Raw genomic sequence first — 17,638 nt, forward strand, 5'->3', positions numbered from 1 at the left:
TAGCGTTATCCAGTGCGCTATTTAGACTTGTTTCTACCGAGTGGAATACGCCTTGGGTTCCTATTCTGTCTTGTCGTGGGAATTCACCGAAAATTCTTTGAATTTCTGTTTGGAATGCGAATTAGGTTTCGTAAGTCAGCTAACAGCCTATGGAATTACAAATGCCGGAGCGTTCCAAATATGCTCGGTCCATAAATCTGTGTTATTGTTACAAATGATCATTGCCGAACATGATTAGTTTTATTGGAGATTGGAGGGAATTATGCTTCGTTCATCGGCCAACCTATCAGTAATAACGATTGCACTGCCGTTTACTGCATTTGCTCAAGACATTGCTCCTGCGGCGGAAGACATTGCTGGCCCTCCTCAGAACTATTCTCCGTTTGTCGAACGCACTGTGCGCAACCGGAACTTTGCGGAAGGCCTTTATTGGGGAGACACTCATCTTCACACGATGTTTTCCACGGACGCCGGAATGATTGGCAACACGTTAACTCCAGAAGATGCTTACCGATTTGCTCGCGGCGAAGAGGTGATCACATCCTCGGGTCAGCGTGTACGAATTGGGCGACCGTTGGACTTTCTGGTGGTTTCGGACCACGCCGAAAATCTTGGCATGCCGGTCATGCTAGCCGAAGCTAATCGCGATCTTCTAGCCACGGAATATGGAAAACGTTTTTACGATCTTGTTCAGGCCGGCGAAGGCTACGAAGCGTTCAGGCTTTGGGGCACTGATGGTGTATCGCAGAACCGGGACGTGATCGACAACCCAAAAATCAACCGGACGATCTGGGACCGACAGATAGAGCTTGCCGACCAATATAATGACCCTGGAAGTTTCACAGCATTCATTGGTTTCGAGTGGACTTCCATCAACAACCAGCAACAACCTTCCAACCTGCACAGGGTGGTTGTTTTCCAGGAAGACGGACGGAAAGCAGGGCAGGTTCTGCCGTTTTCAGCTTTTCACAGCCCGGACCCAGAGGATCTTTGGGCCTACATGGAGAGCTATGAAACTGAAACAGGCGGTTCTGTGCTCGCCATTCCGCATAACGGGAACCTCTCTAATGGCCTGATGTTCGCAACTGAAAAGCTTAACGGTGAACCCATAGACTCGGAATACGCGGAAACTCGCAAGCGCTGGGAACCCATCGTCGAAGTTACTCAGATCAAGGGCGATGGTGAGACCCACCCAGCTCTGTCGCCAGACGACGAATTCGCTGACTATGGAACGTGGGACAAGGGTGATATCGCGGGGTTCCAAGCAAAGACGCCGGAGATGCTTCCATTTGAATACAGCCGATCAGCCCTGCAGGTCGGTCTTCAGCAAGAGCAGGAATTGGGCATTAATCCCTTCAAGTTCGGCCAAATCGGAGCAACGGATGCCCACACAGCCGTGGCCACAACCCGGGATGATAATTTCTGGGGTAAGATGCCTTCGTCGGAACCCTCCCCAACTCGTTGGGAACACTATGTCATACAGGCACTAAGCGGCGACGACATGCTCTCTACGTTTGAATACGAGGCGCTTGCCGCTGGTCTTGCAGGGGTATGGGCACGCGAGAATACTAGGGCTGCCCTCTTTGATGCCATGCAAGCCAAGGAGGTTTTTGCAACAACTGGAACGCGGATGGCCGTAAGGTTCTTTGGAGGTTGGGATTACTCAGAAGATGATGTCTTTCGCCCTAACGTCGTGGATATCGGATATGCCAGAGGCGTTCCAATGGGCGGCGATCTTCCGTCTGCTCGTAATGGCGCAAGTGCGCCCGTGTTCATGGTCGGTGCACTCAAGGACCCAGATTCCGGCAACTTGGATCGTATCCAGATCATAAAAGGTTGGGTCGACGCGGAAGGATCGCGCCAAGAACGCGTCTACGACGTTGCTGTCTCGGATGGGCGTGAAATCGGATCCGACGGGCGAGCGAGAGAATCTGTCGGCAACACCGTGGACGAGGCTAACGCAACCTACACCAACTCAATCGGCGACGCAGAACTGCGCGCCGTATGGATCGATCCTGATTTCGACCCCAAAGTGCCGGCTGTTTATTATGCCAGGGTGCTTGAAATACCCACACCCACTTGGCAAGCATATGATGAAAAGTTCTATGGCATCCAGATGACGGCCGATGTTCCAAGGAGTCATCAGGAAAGAGCTTATACCTCGCCCATCTGGTATACTCCGGAGGGCTAGATCAGAAATATTTCTTGATAAAGAAAACCGACATCCGGATCACTAATTAGGACAAGGTTGCTGTTCTTGGAAGCACGGGTACAAATTCGAAAACCGGATGGTCAATGTGACCATCTTCTCTTGATGCGATTGTCCAAATTGTTTGCAGTCGCATTGACCTTGGGAGCTTATTTGGCGCCTAAAGAAAAGGATGATTTCATTCATGGATTGGTGTTCAGTTTACAGCGCCTTTCGGAGGTAAAATGATCGCGCAGTCCGTCGACAAAAAATCCCGGCTAGCTCTCATTTCTGCTTTTGATCCAGAAATTGAGGTGCTCCGCAGTAGGCTGGAAAATCCAAGTTCACTGAATATCTTAAATCGGGAGTTTTTGATCGGGGAACTACTCGGTAAGCCGGTTATCGTGTTTTCCTCGGGTGTCTCGATGGTCAACGCTGCAATGACCACCCAACTTGCGATCGATAATTTTGACATCACTGGAATAATCGTTTCCGGCGTTGCAGGTGGGGCTGACCCTAATCTTACGATCGGTGACATCTCTATTCCCACTCGCTGGGGACAATACATGGAGATGGCTTTCGCCCGAAAAACAGAAAATGGGTTCGAACTACCTACTTTTTTATCCTCGCAGTTTCCAAGGTTTGGGATGATGCATACTATCAACGTCGGCACGTTCGAGGAACTTGCGGGTCATGGAAAAAGTCGATTTTGGTTTCCGGCCGATGCCAAATATCTTGAGGTTGCAGAACGAGCTTCAAAGAAAGTCAAACTGACTGCCGTCAGCGCTGAAGGTCTCAAGCTTGATCATTTTCCAGAGGTCCATATCGGGGGCGGTGGTGTCACCGGAACCGCATTCGTTGACAATGCTGAATTTAGAGAATGGGCCCATAATTCCTTTGACGCTCGTGTTCTGGACATGGAGTCTGCGGCAATCGCCCAAGTAGCAGATGCAAATGAGATCCCTTTTTTAGCATTTCGAGCATTGTCTGATTTGGCAGGCGGCGAAAGCGGGCATAACCAATTTGACATATTCATGTCGTTAGCGGGAACCAATCTCGCAAACCTGATCGAAGCTTTCATTTCCGAGCTGGACTGAAACACGCCCTTTACAGGTCTTCCAAGACAGGCGGCCCAAAACTTGCTGCGTCCTAAGACATCAAACCATGACTGAAATCAAATTCTTGATTGGGCTGCCCGAGGTCACTCTTACAATTTCTTAAGCAACCGAATTCGAACGTTGCAATCATTGCGTTGTATAATTCATTCGATAATATGAATGAAAAACCGGATTTGGTTTAACATTTTAGAAACGTTGAAATTGGGTGTCTGAAACAGTGTCCGCGCTCACAACAAGGCGAGCTTTTTTATTAAGTGCTCCGACTGCTTTTGTCGGCATACGCTCGGTGTTAGCTTCAGATCTGCCGCACGAAATTAGGTGGAAGGACCTGGTTCCCTTAAAGGCTAGAGGAGCGTCCTACGACCGGCAGGCATTATCCCACTCTTCGCTGCCCAGCCGGACGTTCAGCGACCCCCGCCATTATGCAATTGTTCCCGAGCTCAACCACCAAAGAGTGAGATTGCCGGGTTTTCTTGTCTCTCTCGAATTCGACAAAACACGTGGGACCGAGTTCCTTCTCGTACCGTTTATCGGTGCTTGCATCCACGTGCCGCCACCACCGCCCAATCAGGTTGTTTACGCAATTTCAAAGCGACCACAAACAATCGAGGGGATGTTTGAACCAGTCTACGCCGTAGGCGTATTGCGTACCGTATTTGCGGAAACGGATTTAGCACATTCTTCATATTCAATGCAGGTGGAGGAATTCGAAAAAGTCGAATTCTGAGCCGGCAACAGGGATAAGGAAAAGACAATGATCTTAAAAAGACTTTGCGCGATGGCATTGGCCGCCTTTCCAACGATTGTTCAGACGCAAACCCCTACGCCTCCACCGGTTGCTGAAACTTCCACGGTCGAGGACATGCGTGCTGCTTTGTTTGGTGGAGTTCCCGGCGAAAGGTGGAAGGAAGGGCTTTTGTTCGAGGGTATCTCTCCACACCCTTGGTTGAATTCAGCTTCAAATTGGTTCCCAGGAACCGAGGACATTCAACCTAACGAGATGCGCATCATATTCATGGGCACCTCTCCGATTATCCGCCCCGGACAAATGAATACTTCGATCCTTGTTCAATTAGGCAATGGCGAGAACTATTTGTTCGATGTGGGCGAGGGTTCAGTTGCTAATATCAACGCATCAAACATTGCATTGAACGAACTCGACAAGATTTTTATTACCCACTTGCATGTCGATCATTACAACGCGCTACCGTACATATATGTGTTCGGCGGTTGGGCGGGCCGGTGGCACAATCCGCTACGCGTTTTTGGCCCATCCGGCAGCGCGCCTGAATACGGTCTAGCATCAATGATCGAAGGCATGAAGCAGATGGTGCGGTGGCATACCGATGCGTTCAGCGTTTTTCCGGTTGGACAGGGGCACGACATTGAAGTCAACGAGTTCGACTACACAGACGAAGGTGGCGTGATCCTTGATGAGAACGGCGTCAAGGTAATCCATTGGCAACGCAGCCACGCCAAGGATGGAGCTTCGGCCTATCGCCTCGATTGGAATGACCTGTGCTTTGTTTGGACAGGCGACGGCCGGCCGAATGAAAGAGACGTCAAATGGGCCAAGGGTTGCGATGTGTATGTGACGGAAACCCAGACTGAACTTGTTGAAATCAGCGCCGGCGTTCAGGGCGTTCCGCCGTTTCTGGCGCGTTACACGATCGATACGCACCACACTCCCGGTTATGCAGCTGGCTATGTTGCAAACCTAATCCAACCCCGCATGTTCATGACGACGCACATGCCGTTTGACCCTTACTTAAACGAAGAAACTGTTGCTGAGATCCGCGAACACTGGAAAGGTCCCTACCATTTCGGGGCTCCGGACGGAATCGTCGTAAACGTGACAAAGGACCAGATTTGGGTACGTGAAGGCATAATTCCGGATTACCCAAACAACCGGGCGCCGCAGTTCAATTTTGACAACAACCAACTAGTTGTACCTGCGCCTCCGAAATCTCGGGAAGACATTCAGAACGCGGATGTCAGGTCATCCGAAATCGATCCGGATTTATACTACCCAGAAGGTTACAAACCTGAGCTATTGCAGGAATGGCCGACCGCCGACCGCGACTTGGTTATCGAGCTTGAAGATCTTCCTCCGAGTTTCAGGGATGGCATGGGTGACACATGGGCCAAACGAAAAGCAAATCGTGCGACATTGGGATTAGAATAAACGCGCAAACAAAGTCGGCCCGGGTCGTAAGAACCCGCCGACGCCGCTTCAGCGCAGATCCTTGATAGATTGTTGCAATGCCACTATCAGTTCATCTCGTTTTTGCGACAACTCTGCAGGTGATAATCCGCGGGCCTCGGCCACAACGCCTTCGACAAGTTTATTGGAAACTTCTTCTGTTAGATGGACTTCGCCCAAATCGTCCCACCAACCATTGAATGTGTCCGAGAAATGATCGCAGAACGCCTTGAGGCCACCTTCGCCTGCCCCAAGGTTGAATAACATCGTTGGCCCCATAGCAGCCCACCTAAGGCCGGGCCCTGCCCAAACGGCTTTGTCGACATCTTCGACAGACGCGACTCCTGAAACTACAAGATTTACAGCCTCACGCCAAATTGCGGCTTGCAGACGATTGGCTACGTGACCGGGCACCTCTTTGTTTATCCGAATGGTTGTTTTGCCGACGCTCTTATAGAATTGTTCTGTTGCATCCACCACGCCACAACCAGTCTTGTCGTTGCCAATTACTTCAACCAAGGGAATCAAATGCGGTGGATTAAACGGGTGGCCCAACACAAAACGTCCCGGATCAACCCAACCGGGCTGCATTTGCTTTAGAGTAAGGCCAGAGGCCGAGCTTGCCACAATCGCATCTGGAGAAAGTGCAGGTTCGATGGCAGAAAAAGTTGCGTGTTTTATCGGCAGTCTTTCGGGCACGCTTTCCTGTACAAACAAGGCCCCATTCACTGCGTCTGCAGCTGATGGATGAAACGAGATAGCGTCTGGTGTTCCATTTTGCGTAAGTCCCAACTGGGCCATTGCGGGCCATGCGGACTCGATATATGCGCGAACTTTTGCTTCTACACCCGGTTCCGGGTCATACATTGCAACTGATCGGCCCGAGGCCAGAAACAAGGCGGCCCAACTGGCACCAATAACACCACCGCCCAAACACGCTGTATGTTGGAATTCCATCAGAATAATCCCGGATTTAGTGGCGAGGCCGCCGTCATGCCGCCATCGATTGTAAACAACTGGCCGGTTGCAAATCCGGCCTCATCCGATGCCAGCCAGACCGACATATTGGCAATATCCTCGGGGGTGCCAAACCGGCGCGAAGGGTGTCGCGCCAATGCATCACTGCGGGCAACTGCAGGATCGGTCGCCAGATCAAAGCCGGCATCCAACATGCCCGTTTCAATCCAGCCAGGGCAAATTGCATTGCAGCGGATGTCAGGTCCATGATCAACAGCGATTGATCTTGTCAGACCGTGCACGAATGCCTTGGAGGCATTATAGAGGGCCATTGATGGATCGGCGACATTTCCTGAGATCGAGCCGATATTTACGATCGATCCACCCGACAACATGCGCGGAATAAATGCGCGGCAGACATTGAAAACACCCCTGCAATTTACACCGATCACCGCGTCCCAATCAGCATCCGAGCTGTCAGTAACTGTCTTTTCAACTTGAACACCCGCGTTGTTAACAAGGATGTCCGTCGTTTTCATATTCGACGCCAGCTTCTGAACCGCTACGGCATCGGTGACGTCAAGTGAATGCCAAACAATATCTGAAGATAACCCCTCAGGTCTGGGACCGCGCCCACAAGTCGTGACAGCTGCGCCTTCGCTTACAAAAGCATCAACGATTCCCCTTCCAATGCCCTGACGTCCACCGGTAACAAATGCATTTTTTCCCACCAGTCTCATCAGTGTGCCACCATTACGTGGCGAACCGAAGTATAGGCATCCAAGGCATATACGGACATGTCGCACCCGGTGCCCGAGCCTTTCATCGCGGCCCATGGCATTTCGGCAGCAGGCATCCCGTGCGTGTTCACCCAAGTCATTCCATAACGCAGCTGCGCTGACATTTTCATCGCGGTCGAAAGATCTTTAGTCCAGATTGACGAGGCCAAGCCATAACGTCCGGCATTGGCGGTCCGAAGCGCATCTTCGGAATCCGAAAACCGCGACAAAGTGACGACGGGACCGAACACCTCGCTGCATGCGATCTCGGCGTCGTTGTCAACATTGGCCACAACTGTTGGCTGATAGAAAAACCCAGGCCCTTCATCCACTTTTCCGCCAACAGCGATTTCCGCACTGCTGCGCGCCCGGTCGACAAACCCGGCGACGCGATCACGCTGAACCGCAGAGACGACGGGACCCATTTCGGCGCCATCCGACCTTGGCGCTCCCACCTTGATCTGGCCGACCTGATCGGCAACCGCAGCAACGACCTTGTCGTAGATACCATTCTGCACCATTAACCGACATGGCTGAGCGCAATCCTGACCCGCGTTAAAGAACGAGCCGTAACGGATCATTTCGGCCACTGCGTCGATATCGGCGTCGTCAAACACGATAACCGGTGCTTTGCCTCCAAGCTCCAGATGCACATGTCGGATCTGGTTGGACGCGGCCCGCATTGCTGCCATACCTGTCGCGGGCGAGCCTGTTACGGAAATCCCTTCGATACGTGGGTCGTTTATCAGTGTATCCCCGACGGAAGACCCCCTGCCATGTAATATATTCAACACGCCTTTTGGCAGTACGTCGGTCAGCAATTCCGCCAACCGCAACGTGGCAATCGGTGTGATCTCGGACGGCTTCATAACAATAGTGCAGCCAGCAGCCAGCGGGGCAGCAATTTTCCATGCGGCCATCATTAATGGGTAATTCCACGGAGCAATAGAAGCTACCGGACCGATCGGATCCTTGCGGATCATCGAGGTATGGCCAACCGCGTATTCCCCCGCCACCGATCCGTTCATGGTGCGTGCGGCGCCTGCCATAAACCTGAAAGTATCGATGGTCAGCGGCATCTCTTCGTCCCGGGCCATCGGCCACGGTTTTCCGACGTCGAGGGTCTCAAGTTCTGACAGTTCCTCGATGTTCTCTTCGATCACGTCGGCAATTGTGTTGAGCAATCCGGCGCGTTCGGCTGGTGTGACGAGGCGATAGGTCTCAAAGGCCTCATGTGCCGCAACTGTAGCAGCCTCGATCTGCTCAGGTGTGGCCTCAGGAACATGGGCAACTGTTTCACCAGTCGCAGGGTCCAGAATGGGCAACGCACTGCCGCCGCCTTCGAGCATCTCTCCATTGATCAGCATTTTTGTCTGCATTTTGCCCCCGTCAGAAAGCAGTCTGGTCGTTGCCCTTGAGGTCCAATCGTTTTCGGGCCTCGTCAGGCGTGGCGACCGTTAGACCAAGATTTTCAATGATCGAGCGGATTTTGTGGACCTGGTCAGCGTTGGATTTCGCTTTCTGACCTGGCCCAATATACAGGCTGTCTTCCAACCCTACGCGCACGTTACCGCCCAAGATTGCAGCTTGTGTTGTGAAGGCCATCTGGTGGCGACCTGCCGCTAGCACCGACCACTCATAGCTATCCCCGAAGAGCTTTTCAGCAATGGTGTGCATATGCATCAGGTTATCGGGATCGGCCCCGACACCGCCCAGAATTCCAAACACCATCTGGATGAAGAAAGGCGGTTTGACCCATCCTTGATCGACCACCCAAGCCAAGTTGTAAAGGTGGCCCAGATCGTAGCATTCGAACTCGAATTTTGTGCCATGCCCTTCCCCCAGTTCCTTCATCGCGTATTCGATATCCGAAAAAGTATTGCGAAATATGAAGTCACGCGTCATGTCCAGAAACTGAGGTTCCCATTCGTGTTTCCAGTCAGAGTACTTTTGCAACATCGGGAAAATGCCGAAATTCATCGATCCCATGTTCATGCTGGCCATTTCCGGACTCGCTCGTAACGCGGCGCGCAAACGCTCTTCGCGGGTCATTCCAAGCCCACCTCCGGTTGAAACGTTCATCACTGCGCCAGTCGCCTGTTTGATGCGAGGCAAGAACTGCATGAAAAGATCTGGGTCAGGATCAGGTTGGCCTGTTTCTGGGTTCCGTGCATGAAGGTGGATGATTGACGCACCAGCTTCGGCCGCGCCAATGCTCGCCTCGGTGATTTCGTTGGGCGTGATCGGTAAATATTTCGACATGGTCGGCGTGTGTATGCCTCCGGTAGGGGCACAGGTAATGATGATAGGTTTGCTCATAGCTTCATCTGCTGAACTTGCGCGCTCAGCCCTCCATCAAGAACCCATAGTTGACCGCTTGCATATCGCGCCTCATCTGAGGCCAGCCAGTTAACCAGATTAGCTATGTCTTCCGGGGTGCCATATGTGCGCATTGGGTGGACATCGCGTACGGCTTTTTGCAATTGGTCGATTGTTTTGCCGTCGCCTCCTGATCCATCACCGGTAAAAAAACTTTGCAGCATAGGTGTATCGACATAGCCGGGGCAGATGGCGTTAACGCGAATACCTTCTGGTCCGTGATCACAAGCCATAGCCCTGGTCAACGCATGAACTGCTCCCTTGGTTGCACAATAAGCGGCAAGGCCGGGATCTGCTATGAAGCCATCATAACTGCCAAAGTTAATGATCGAAGCCGACGTTCCTGAAGACGATGCAATTCGCATAAGTGGCAGCGCGTGCTTCGAAGTAAGAAATGTTCCCGTTACATTTACCGCGAAGGACCGATTCCATTCCTCCAGCGTTGTCTGCTCGATCGTCTTTTCGATCTCGATCCCCGCAGCGTTAACCAGAATATCCAATTTACCTGAGGCATTGGAAACTTCATCCATCGCCGCGATAGCATCAGCTTCCTTTGTTACGTCCAACTTGACAAAGACGCTGCCATCCTCGTCATGCGAGGCCAAAGATCCTTCTGGCGTCAGATCAGCGGCGTAGACACGAGCACCCTCACGCAAAAACCGGGACACTATGGCGCGACCGATACCCCCGCGCCCGCCAGTGACCAGCGCAGTTTTCCCCTTCAGCATCATATGTCATTCTCCTTCAGCGGCGGATATCGATAGCGTGCAGCTGCGACGGTCCAATCCATATGATTGCGAACATATTCCTGCGAAGCGTCTCGCGGCGGATTGTAATCCCACGCTTCGCCCGCCCCGGCCTCCATCGCCGCATGTAAAGTACGACGGGATTTCTGAGTGGCAATCACATCGGCGCGCAGCTTTTCACTGTTCCAACGATTCGATACCTCGGCAGCAAATTCTTCAGCCTGCATTGCATAGGCCGGGTCCGATGCCCGATTTTCTTGTTCCATCGGATCGCGTGACAAATCGTAAAGTTGCGGAGGGTCGGGATCGCAATGAATATATTTCAATGGCCCGCGCCGGATCATGAAGACAGGGTACGGCGTCATCTCAGCGCAGTATTCACCGATTGCTTCGTCGACCGGATCACTTTCACCGCGCGCCAGCGGCATCAGAGAGCGACCGTCCACGGGCTCGCCAAAAATGTCGTCAGAGCCTCCTGCGATTTCGACAAAGGTGGGAAGTAGGTCCAACAGTGAACAAGCATTCTGCGTTGATCCCAGGCCAACACCTGGACCAGCCATAATTAAAGGCACACGGGCCGAATGTTCGAAAAAGTTCATTTTGTACCATAGGCCGCGTTCGCCCAGCATGTCTCCATGATCTGCGGTTACAATGATGATAGTATTGTCCAGCTGTCCAATTTCATTCAGCGTCTTTGTTATCGCGCCAACTTTACTGTCAAAATAGCTGACGTTGGCAAGATATGCACGGCGGGCACGGAGAACTTCAGTGTCTGTCAAAGGAACATAGCTTGCCTCGATCCCGTCCATCACCCGGCGCGAAAACGGATCTTGTTCTTCAGGCGTCAAGGTGAAGCCCGGCATCGGCACGTCTGTGTCCGTGTACAAGTTCCACCATTCTGGTTTTGCCACATATGGGTCATGAGGGTGAATAAAGCTTGCAACCAAGCAGAACGGAGCCTCATCTCCGGCAGCCCGGTCGCGGCCACGATCGATCAGCCAGCGGCGGGCGGCGAATTCGACCTCGTCATCATAGTCGGTTTGGAAAGTGGCGATGGCCTCTCCGCTTTCCTTGACCGTCTGCATGTTGTGGTACCACTTGTCGATCCTTTCATCCGGAGCTTCCCAATCCGGGGTCCAGGCGAAATCAGCAGGGTAGATGTCGGTCGTAACCCGATCCTGAAACCCGTGCTTCTGATCTGGTCCGACAAAGTGCATCTTGCCCGACAGACAGGTGCGGTAACCCAACGCTTTCAAGTAGTGTGCAAAAGTTGGGACCGAGGCGCGGAACTCGCTTGCATTGTCATAAGCCGCGATGCGACTGATCAACTGCCCCGACATGAAGGCAAAGCGTGAAGGAGCGCATAGCGGTGAATTGCAATAGGCGGCGTCAAACCGCATTCCGCGCGAAGCCAGCGCATCAATATGCGGTGTTTTGACTGATGGATGGCCGTAAGGACCGCAGAAATGCGGCGCCAGTTGATCTGCCATCACGACAACGATGTTCGGCCGCGTCACGGAGCGGCCTTTGCGTAAGCATCCAGCACAAGACCGTGGAAGTGATGAACCGCGTGTTCCGACTTTCCTGAGCCATTCGGATCATGAACGATCCGTCCTTGAGTGAAGGCCGGTGTACTCATGCCACGTTGAACGCTTTCGACGATATCGATGTCTTCGCGCTGCAGAACTTCGTCGAGATAGCGTATCGCCTCAATTTCCGCTTCGTCCGGTTCCGGGGTTTCCAGGAAGAAGTCATAAGTCTCCAGCGTTCGATCCGGACCTACGGGAATTATGTTCAACACGATCATCGAAGACCGCCCCGGATAACGCATGAGGCAAGTGGTGGGCCATAGCCACCAGACGGCATGGGTTCGCACGGTTGCGTTAGATACATCGTAAGCAGTGTTTGAATTCTTGCCCGCTTCAGCCATGTGGCTCGAGTAGATACCGTAAGTGGTCACTTTGTAGGTATCCATATCCACCAGATCGCAAAAATCCTTATGCGCTGTTGGGCAATGATAGCATTCAAGAAAGTTGTCGACGACATTTTTCCAATTCGACTTGATGTCATAAGTCAGGCGGTGACCAAAGGTCAGTTGCTCAATATCCGGCGCCCAGTGACGAATTTCAGTCTCCAGATCACCAGATACCGTCCCAAGAGGTTGCGCCGATGGGTCGAGGTTCACAAATATAAAGCCCGCGAATTCCTCGACCTGTACCTGGTCCAGACAGATGTCAGCAGTACTGAACCCACTAAGGTTCTCGGTCTCAGGCGCACGTACGAGCTGACCGTCCAGCTTGTAGACCCATGCGTGATACGGGCACATGATGCGTGTGGTTTCACCTTCACCCGAAAGCAGGTGGTGGGCGCGATGCTTACACACGTTGTAGAAGGCACGCAGCACGCCTTCGCGATCCCGGATCACGGCAACGGGGCGACCCGCGATTTCAGCGGTTACAAAGGAACCCGGAGTCCGAAGTTTCTCGACATGACAGACCCATTGCCAGTTCTTTGCAAGAACCTCATTAATGTCGACCTGATGCCACGCTGGGTCTACGTAAGCTTCGGCCTTCAACGAACTCGTGTTGAAGGGGTCAGGATTGAACCCGTCAGAAATTCGCGCGAATTGTTCTTTTGATGGAAGCTCGCTCATAAGTGACTCCACATTTCTGGGTCGGTAAAAGCCCATGTGACTGATGTGTAGAGCATATGATCTTCACAATTATACGAACAGGCTTATCTTTTTTCGCCACAATTTTTACTTTTTTAGCCATCCAGCGGATTGCGAAATACTACCCGGATTTGCGATGCATTGGCCAAGCCCTGTATTCGAATGGAACGCGCCCTTCGATACGATCATGACTAGGCGGAAGGCCAAACCTTTCCTTATAAGAACGACTGAAATGCACTTGGCTGTCGAATCCGGACGCCATGGCAATTTCGGCGATAGGAAGTTCCGTCTGTGTGACAAGCCCGCGCGCCCGATCAAGCCTGATATCGCGGTAGTACAACGCAGGAGCTTTTTTAATGTATGTCGCGAACAATCGGTTTAGTTGACGGTGCGAAACGCCAGCTCTCTTACAGATTTCCGGGAGAGAAATCGTATCTTCCAGATTGGCTTCCATGACTTGAATTGCCGATTTGAGGGTGGAGGGAATAACTGCGCCCAAAGGCTCGTTGCCTTCAGGTTGTTGCATCGCAGTCGGTCCTCTTAACCGATCGTGGAAAACATATCTGGCCGCTGCATTCGCAAGAGCACTGCCATGTATTCCCTGTAATATCTGAAGAGCAAAATCCACCGATGCCGTTCCACCACAGCAGGTGACGCGGTTGCGGTCTAGTACATAAAGATTTTCGACAACCTCAATCTCTGGAAACAGCTCTTGAAAGGCGTCGATATGTTCATAGTGTACAGTTGCACGATGACCGACCAGCAATCCGGCCTGCGCAAGAATAAATGCTCCAGTATCCAACGCGCCCAAGGTCGAACCTCCCCTGCCCCAGTTGCGCAACGCCTTGCCAATATTGACTGTCATATGTTTTTCCGGCGTCCAGCTGGACGACACAATTGCGATATCCACCGGTTGAGCGGTGATCTCATCCAGTGCTTGAGTTTCGATATTTGTACCATTGCTCGAGGGGCAAATCCCTCCGGACTCTGATACAAATACCCATTTAAAATGGGACTTACCGTCAAGGTAGTTTGCGGCTCGAAACGGGTCGATGAAGCTCATCGTAGCGGACATGTTAAAACTTGGAGTAACGATCACCACCAGACGGGTTTCAACATCTGAGTTCTTCGCCATTTCGCCGTTACCTAGATTGCAGGACACTGCATTCAGGAAATGACTTTTGAGTCAGATGCGCAAGACTGTTTAAAAGTCGGTTACCGCTCAATTCTGTTCTGTCAAATTACATTGGTTAATTTTCTAGAGATCTCTGTTGAGCTCAAACTTCACGTAGCTTTTTGTTTGGTCAGTCGGCAACCCTATCGTGGCAACATTAGTGTAAGGCTCGCGCCTTGCGGCACGTTGTCGATAGTAATTTGACCACGGTGACGTTGCGCGACCGCCAATGCAATCGAAAGACCCAGCCCACTTCCTTCGGAATGCTCCAGTTGCGAAAAGCGATCAAAAACCGTTTTACTTTGGTCCGGGGACAGACCTTTGCCATCATCTTTTACGGTCAACATCACGGCCTTTTCATCCTGACGCACGGAGACCGAAATCTTGCTCAGTTTCTCGCCACCATGCTTCAATGAGTTGTCGAGTAAATTCTTGATGGCCTCGCTTAGGAAAATCCGATCGCCCGAGACAATGACCTTGGTATCGGGCATCGCGACCTCGAATTCGATACCTCTGGCAAGAATTTGAACGCCCATTTCTGCTGCAGCTTCCTCGGCTACTTTCCGAAAGTCGAACTCATCAATCTGATCTTGCCGAGTCGGGTACCTGAGCCGCTCGAGGGACAGAAGTTGTTCCGCAACTGTGGCCGAGTTTTTGGCGGCAGTGACCAATTCAGAGATGCGTTTTTCTTTGTCTTGATCTGTCTTCGCATCTTGCAGTGCCTCGGCCATGGATTGTACCGCCGCCGCAGGGTTTCTCAGCTGGTGTGCCGCTTCTGAAATAAACCTTTGATGCGCAATTATGCTCTGTTCCGTCTGCCGAAAGAGGCGGTTAAGGGTTTTGACGACACCTTGCACCTCGGCGGGCACTGGCCTTCTGATTTCACTGAGGTCATCTGGTGAACGCAAATCAATCGCGTCCTGCAAATCCAACAAAGGCCGTAAACCATGAGCGACACCAAACCAGACAACTATGGCGAGCGTAACAAGCAAAATCCCCATTAAAACAGCGGCGCGTATCGACAGTTGATTGGCAAAGGCATTGCGGTCCGAAGTAAGTTGCCAGGCGGTGACGGTCGCGTCTCCAACAAGGTTCTCCAAAGCGACCCTCTCGGTCATCCGAAGTACGCGAACCGGTTCGTTTCGATACTCAGCTTCAAAAAAATGCGGCTTATAGGGGTCCTGTTGGCCAGACGCCGAAGAAGACGGCGGATACGCATATCCTGTCACATATATGCCGCCCGGACCTGTCACGTGGTAGAAGATTTCTCCACCCGATGCTTGTCTGATCATGTTGCGAGTTGACGGAAGCAGCGCGTCCCCACCAGAAATTGCCACGTCTCGTGAAATCGCAAGACCAGCAGAAAGTAGACTGTCGTCAAAAAGCTCTTGCGCCGTACGCTGTGCGACTGCGAAACGCCAGACCCCTAACAAAACCGCGATCAGGATCAGTGGCGTCAAAATCAGAAAAAACAGCCTGCGCCTGAGCGATCCGTGTTGGTTCACTTTTGAACCTCAAGCAAATAGCCAAGACCCCGAGCCATTTTAATCCGGATACCCAAATCCAGCAGCCTTTTCCGCAGACGTGATACATGAGGTTCTACGGCAGATTCTTCTACATCGGCGCCTACGCCATATACAAAATCGATGAGTTGGCTTTTGGGTACTATCCTTCCGCGACGTTCCAACAGGCACTCCAATACGGCAATTTCTCGACGCGGAATTTCCAAGACTTGGCCATTTACGCTGACCTGTCGTGCACTGCGGTCGAACTCAAGCCCGCCGACAATCTCGCTGGCCTCATAATCCAGCTGTTTTCGCCGGGATAATGCCCGAATACGCGCTTCCAATTCGTCCATCTCAAATGGTTTTACCAAATAGTCATCCGCACCCATATCCAGTCCCGAAACCCGATCGCTCGTCTCGGAACGCGCTGTCAGCAAAATTACCGGAGCGCCATCCCCGCGGGCACGCAGGGATCGTAAAATCTCCAACCCGGAACGGCGCGGCAGATTGATATCCAACACAATCAGATCCGCACCTTCCTGACCTAGATGAAGTTCTGCCGCGTCTCCGTCCGTTAGAACATCTACCGCATGACCACGGTCACGCAGACGATAAGCTATGGCGTTGGCGAGGGTTTCGTTATCCTCGACGATGACGATCCGCATTCGTACTCCTGCAAGTTTCACGCAAGGTTGAAGCCTCATGATTGCCAGATGGGAGGGGGAATCAACCCCACAGTTTCATTTGATGTCACGGCGGCGCGTCAAGCTCGTCTGTGGTTTTCTGGTCAATAGGGAGGAACCAATGACCATTTCAAACTTTACCCGTCGCGCAGTCGTAGGACTGATAGCCGCTGTCGGTTTGGCCGCGCCTGCCGCTGCGGAGGTCGATTTCTCGGGCAAAACTGTTGAGTGGGTTATCCCATTCTCAGAAACTGGCGGCTCGGCCAAGTGGGCCAACTTTTTTGCTCCGCTTCTGTCAGAAGCCCTGCCGGGTCAACCCACCGTTGTCGTGAAATTCATGCCCGGCGCCGGATCGACAAAGGGAGCGAACTGGTTCCAGGAACAAAAGCACGACGATGGAACTCTTTTATTTGGCACCTCAGGCTCGACCCAGTTTCCATACCTGCTAAGCGACCCGCGTGTACGATATGAGTACAATGACTGGATTCCCGTGATGGCATCCGGCACCGGAGGTGTGGCTTATCTGAATGCTGAAGATGGTGCCAAATTCGATGGCTCCGCAAACGCGCTGAAGGACACCAACTTCATATATGGCTCACAGGGTGCAACGCGTCTGGACCTGGTACCCTTGCTGGCATGGCAGATGCTGGGCATGAATGTAGAACCCGTGTTCGGTATCAAGGGTCGTGGCGACGGTCGCCTGATGTTTGAACGCGGCGAAGCAAACATTGATTACCAGACATCCTCTGGTTACCTGGGCGGTTCCGTACCGCTGGTCGAGGCGGGCCAAGCCGTGCCGATGATGACCTGGGGCGCATTGGATGCCGATGGCAATATCGTACGTGATCCGACATTCCCCGATATCCCGACCTTCAAAGAGGTTTGTGAAGCCACCGATGGCTGCGAAACCAGCGGCGAGGCTTGGGACGCATGGAAGGCGTTCTTTGTCGCCGGTTTCCCGGTTCAAAAGCTGGCCTTTCTGCCCGGTGATACACCTCAGGAAGTTGTCGACGCTTACACCGCGGCCTTCCAGGCTGTTACTGAACGAGGTGACTTTGAAGAGATTTCCTCCAAGCGTGTTGGCAAGTACCCCGTTTTTGTTGGCGACGGCTCTAAGGCTGCACTGCAAACAGCGACAAGCGTTAACGATGACGCCAAGGCGTATGTACTAAATTGGCTCAAAGAAGCCTATGGTGTCGAGCTGAACTAGGCTGACGTCCCAGCGCGTGCCAAAA

The 17,638-nt window shown here is 52.4% G+C and carries 15 protein-coding genes; 5 read left to right on the plus strand and 10 right to left on the minus strand.

From position 1 onward, the window contains the following. Positions 1 to 262: 262 nt before the first annotated feature. From AC2FNE_RS17330 to gntH, 4 genes are all read left to right on the plus strand, one after another. Positions 263 to 2,191: a DUF3604 domain-containing protein gene (locus tag AC2FNE_RS17330; protein ID WP_496805882.1), complete on the plus strand. Its 1,929-nt coding sequence runs from the start codon at positions 263 to 265 to the stop codon at positions 2,189 to 2,191. Between the two features lie 242 nt (positions 2,192 to 2,433). Next, positions 2,434 to 3,285 carry a 5'-methylthioadenosine/S-adenosylhomocysteine nucleosidase gene (locus AC2FNE_RS17335; RefSeq protein WP_170480732.1) on the plus strand — a complete coding sequence of 284 codons (852 nt, stop codon included), beginning with the start codon at positions 2,434 to 2,436 and terminating at the stop codon, positions 3,283 to 3,285. Between the two features lie 307 nt (positions 3,286 to 3,592). Continuing rightward, complete coding sequence (locus AC2FNE_RS17340; protein ID WP_367648157.1) at positions 3,593 to 4,033, plus strand: DUF3299 domain-containing protein; 441 nt, start codon at positions 3,593 to 3,595, stop codon at positions 4,031 to 4,033. Between the two features lie 27 nt (positions 4,034 to 4,060). Beyond that, a complete protein-coding gene (gene gntH / locus AC2FNE_RS17345; protein ID WP_170480736.1) occupies positions 4,061 to 5,491 on the plus strand; it encodes a guanitoxin biosynthesis MBL fold metallo-hydrolase GntH in 1,431 nt (476 codons plus the stop codon). A 48-nt stretch (positions 5,492 to 5,539) separates the two neighbouring features. Here gntH and AC2FNE_RS17350 read toward each other — a convergent pair whose 3' ends face one another. From AC2FNE_RS17350 to AC2FNE_RS17395, 10 genes are all read right to left on the minus strand, one after another. After that, positions 5,540 to 6,466 carry a 3-hydroxyacyl-CoA dehydrogenase NAD-binding domain-containing protein gene (locus AC2FNE_RS17350; protein WP_170606267.1) on the minus strand — a complete coding sequence of 309 codons (927 nt, stop codon included), beginning with the start codon at positions 6,464 to 6,466 and terminating at the stop codon, positions 5,540 to 5,542. Continuing rightward, positions 6,466 to 7,206, minus strand: a complete 741-nt coding sequence (locus AC2FNE_RS17355) for an SDR family NAD(P)-dependent oxidoreductase (RefSeq protein WP_170606269.1) — start codon at positions 7,204 to 7,206, stop codon at positions 6,466 to 6,468. Before AC2FNE_RS17355 ends, AC2FNE_RS17350 begins: the two co-directional genes overlap by 1 nt. Then, a complete protein-coding gene (locus tag AC2FNE_RS17360) occupies positions 7,206 to 8,624 on the minus strand; it encodes a gamma-aminobutyraldehyde dehydrogenase (protein ID WP_496805883.1) in 1,419 nt (472 codons plus the stop codon). Before AC2FNE_RS17360 ends, AC2FNE_RS17355 begins: the two co-directional genes overlap by 1 nt. 10 nt (positions 8,625 to 8,634) lie before the next feature. Then, the gene (gene kce / locus AC2FNE_RS17365; protein ID WP_170606273.1) at positions 8,635 to 9,564 is read right to left on the minus strand and encodes a 3,5-dioxohexanoate:acetyl-CoA acetone transferase; all 930 of its coding nucleotides are present in this window, start codon (positions 9,562 to 9,564) and stop codon (positions 8,635 to 8,637) included. After that, positions 9,561 to 10,355 carry an SDR family NAD(P)-dependent oxidoreductase gene (locus tag AC2FNE_RS17370; protein ID WP_170606275.1) on the minus strand — a complete coding sequence of 265 codons (795 nt, stop codon included), beginning with the start codon at positions 10,353 to 10,355 and terminating at the stop codon, positions 9,561 to 9,563. The genes kce and AC2FNE_RS17370 overlap by 4 nt, the downstream gene beginning before the upstream one ends. Then, positions 10,352 to 11,887 carry a choline-sulfatase gene (gene betC, locus AC2FNE_RS17375; RefSeq protein ID WP_170606277.1) on the minus strand — a complete coding sequence of 512 codons (1,536 nt, stop codon included), beginning with the start codon at positions 11,885 to 11,887 and terminating at the stop codon, positions 10,352 to 10,354. Before betC ends, AC2FNE_RS17370 begins: the two co-directional genes overlap by 4 nt. Beyond that, positions 11,884 to 13,023: an aromatic ring-hydroxylating oxygenase subunit alpha gene (locus tag AC2FNE_RS17380; RefSeq protein ID WP_496805884.1), complete on the minus strand. Its 1,140-nt coding sequence runs from the start codon at positions 13,021 to 13,023 to the stop codon at positions 11,884 to 11,886. Before AC2FNE_RS17380 ends, betC begins: the two co-directional genes overlap by 4 nt. A gap of 139 nt (positions 13,024 to 13,162) precedes the next feature. Beyond that, entirely contained in the window at positions 13,163 to 14,176 is a 1,014-nt protein-coding gene (locus AC2FNE_RS17385) for a GlxA family transcriptional regulator (RefSeq protein WP_170606281.1), read from the minus strand. Between the two features lie 182 nt (positions 14,177 to 14,358). Further along, positions 14,359 to 15,720, minus strand: coding sequence for a sensor histidine kinase (locus AC2FNE_RS17390; protein WP_170480760.1), 1,362 nt, complete (start codon positions 15,718 to 15,720; stop codon positions 14,359 to 14,361). Then, positions 15,717 to 16,385 carry a response regulator transcription factor gene (locus AC2FNE_RS17395; RefSeq protein WP_170480761.1) on the minus strand — a complete coding sequence of 223 codons (669 nt, stop codon included), beginning with the start codon at positions 16,383 to 16,385 and terminating at the stop codon, positions 15,717 to 15,719. The genes AC2FNE_RS17390 and AC2FNE_RS17395 overlap by 4 nt, the downstream gene beginning before the upstream one ends. A gap of 139 nt (positions 16,386 to 16,524) precedes the next feature. On the opposite strand from AC2FNE_RS17395, the gene AC2FNE_RS17400 reads away from it, so the two are divergent. Continuing rightward, the gene (locus AC2FNE_RS17400) at positions 16,525 to 17,613 is read left to right on the plus strand and encodes a type 2 periplasmic-binding domain-containing protein (RefSeq protein WP_170480762.1); all 1,089 of its coding nucleotides are present in this window, start codon (positions 16,525 to 16,527) and stop codon (positions 17,611 to 17,613) included. The last annotated feature ends 25 nt before the right edge of the window (positions 17,614 to 17,638 follow it).

The organism is Ruegeria sp. YKSD179, from assembly GCF_059612885.1.

Excerpts from the sequence above, each read along its gene's own strand:
- AC2FNE_RS17330 (WP_496805882.1), top strand. The coding sequence starts at position 263 with ATGCTTCGTTCATCGGCCAACCTATCAGTAATAACGATTGCACTGCCG.
- AC2FNE_RS17335 (WP_170480732.1), top strand. The coding sequence starts at position 2,434 with ATGATCGCGCAGTCCGTCGACAAAAAATCCCGGCTAGCTCTCATTTCT.
- gntH (WP_170480736.1), top strand. The coding sequence starts at position 4,061 with ATGATCTTAAAAAGACTTTGCGCGATGGCATTGGCCGCCTTTCCAACG.
- AC2FNE_RS17350 (WP_170606267.1), bottom strand. The coding sequence starts at position 6,466 with ATGGAATTCCAACATACAGCGTGTTTGGGCGGTGGTGTTATTGGTGCC.
- AC2FNE_RS17355 (WP_170606269.1), bottom strand. The coding sequence starts at position 7,206 with ATGAGACTGGTGGGAAAAAATGCATTTGTTACCGGTGGACGTCAGGGC.
- AC2FNE_RS17360 (WP_496805883.1), bottom strand. The coding sequence starts at position 8,624 with ATGCAGACAAAAATGCTGATCAATGGAGAGATGCTCGAAGGCGGCGGC.
- kce (WP_170606273.1), bottom strand. The coding sequence starts at position 9,564 with ATGAGCAAACCTATCATCATTACCTGTGCCCCTACCGGAGGCATACAC.
- AC2FNE_RS17370 (WP_170606275.1), bottom strand. The coding sequence starts at position 10,355 with ATGATGCTGAAGGGGAAAACTGCGCTGGTCACTGGCGGGCGCGGGGGT.
- AC2FNE_RS17380 (WP_496805884.1), bottom strand. The coding sequence starts at position 13,023 with ATGAGCGAGCTTCCATCAAAAGAACAATTCGCGCGAATTTCTGACGGG.
- AC2FNE_RS17385 (WP_170606281.1), bottom strand. The coding sequence starts at position 14,176 with ATGGCGAAGAACTCAGATGTTGAAACCCGTCTGGTGGTGATCGTTACT.
- AC2FNE_RS17395 (WP_170480761.1), bottom strand. The coding sequence starts at position 16,385 with ATGCGGATCGTCATCGTCGAGGATAACGAAACCCTCGCCAACGCCATA.
- AC2FNE_RS17400 (WP_170480762.1), top strand. The coding sequence starts at position 16,525 with ATGACCATTTCAAACTTTACCCGTCGCGCAGTCGTAGGACTGATAGCC.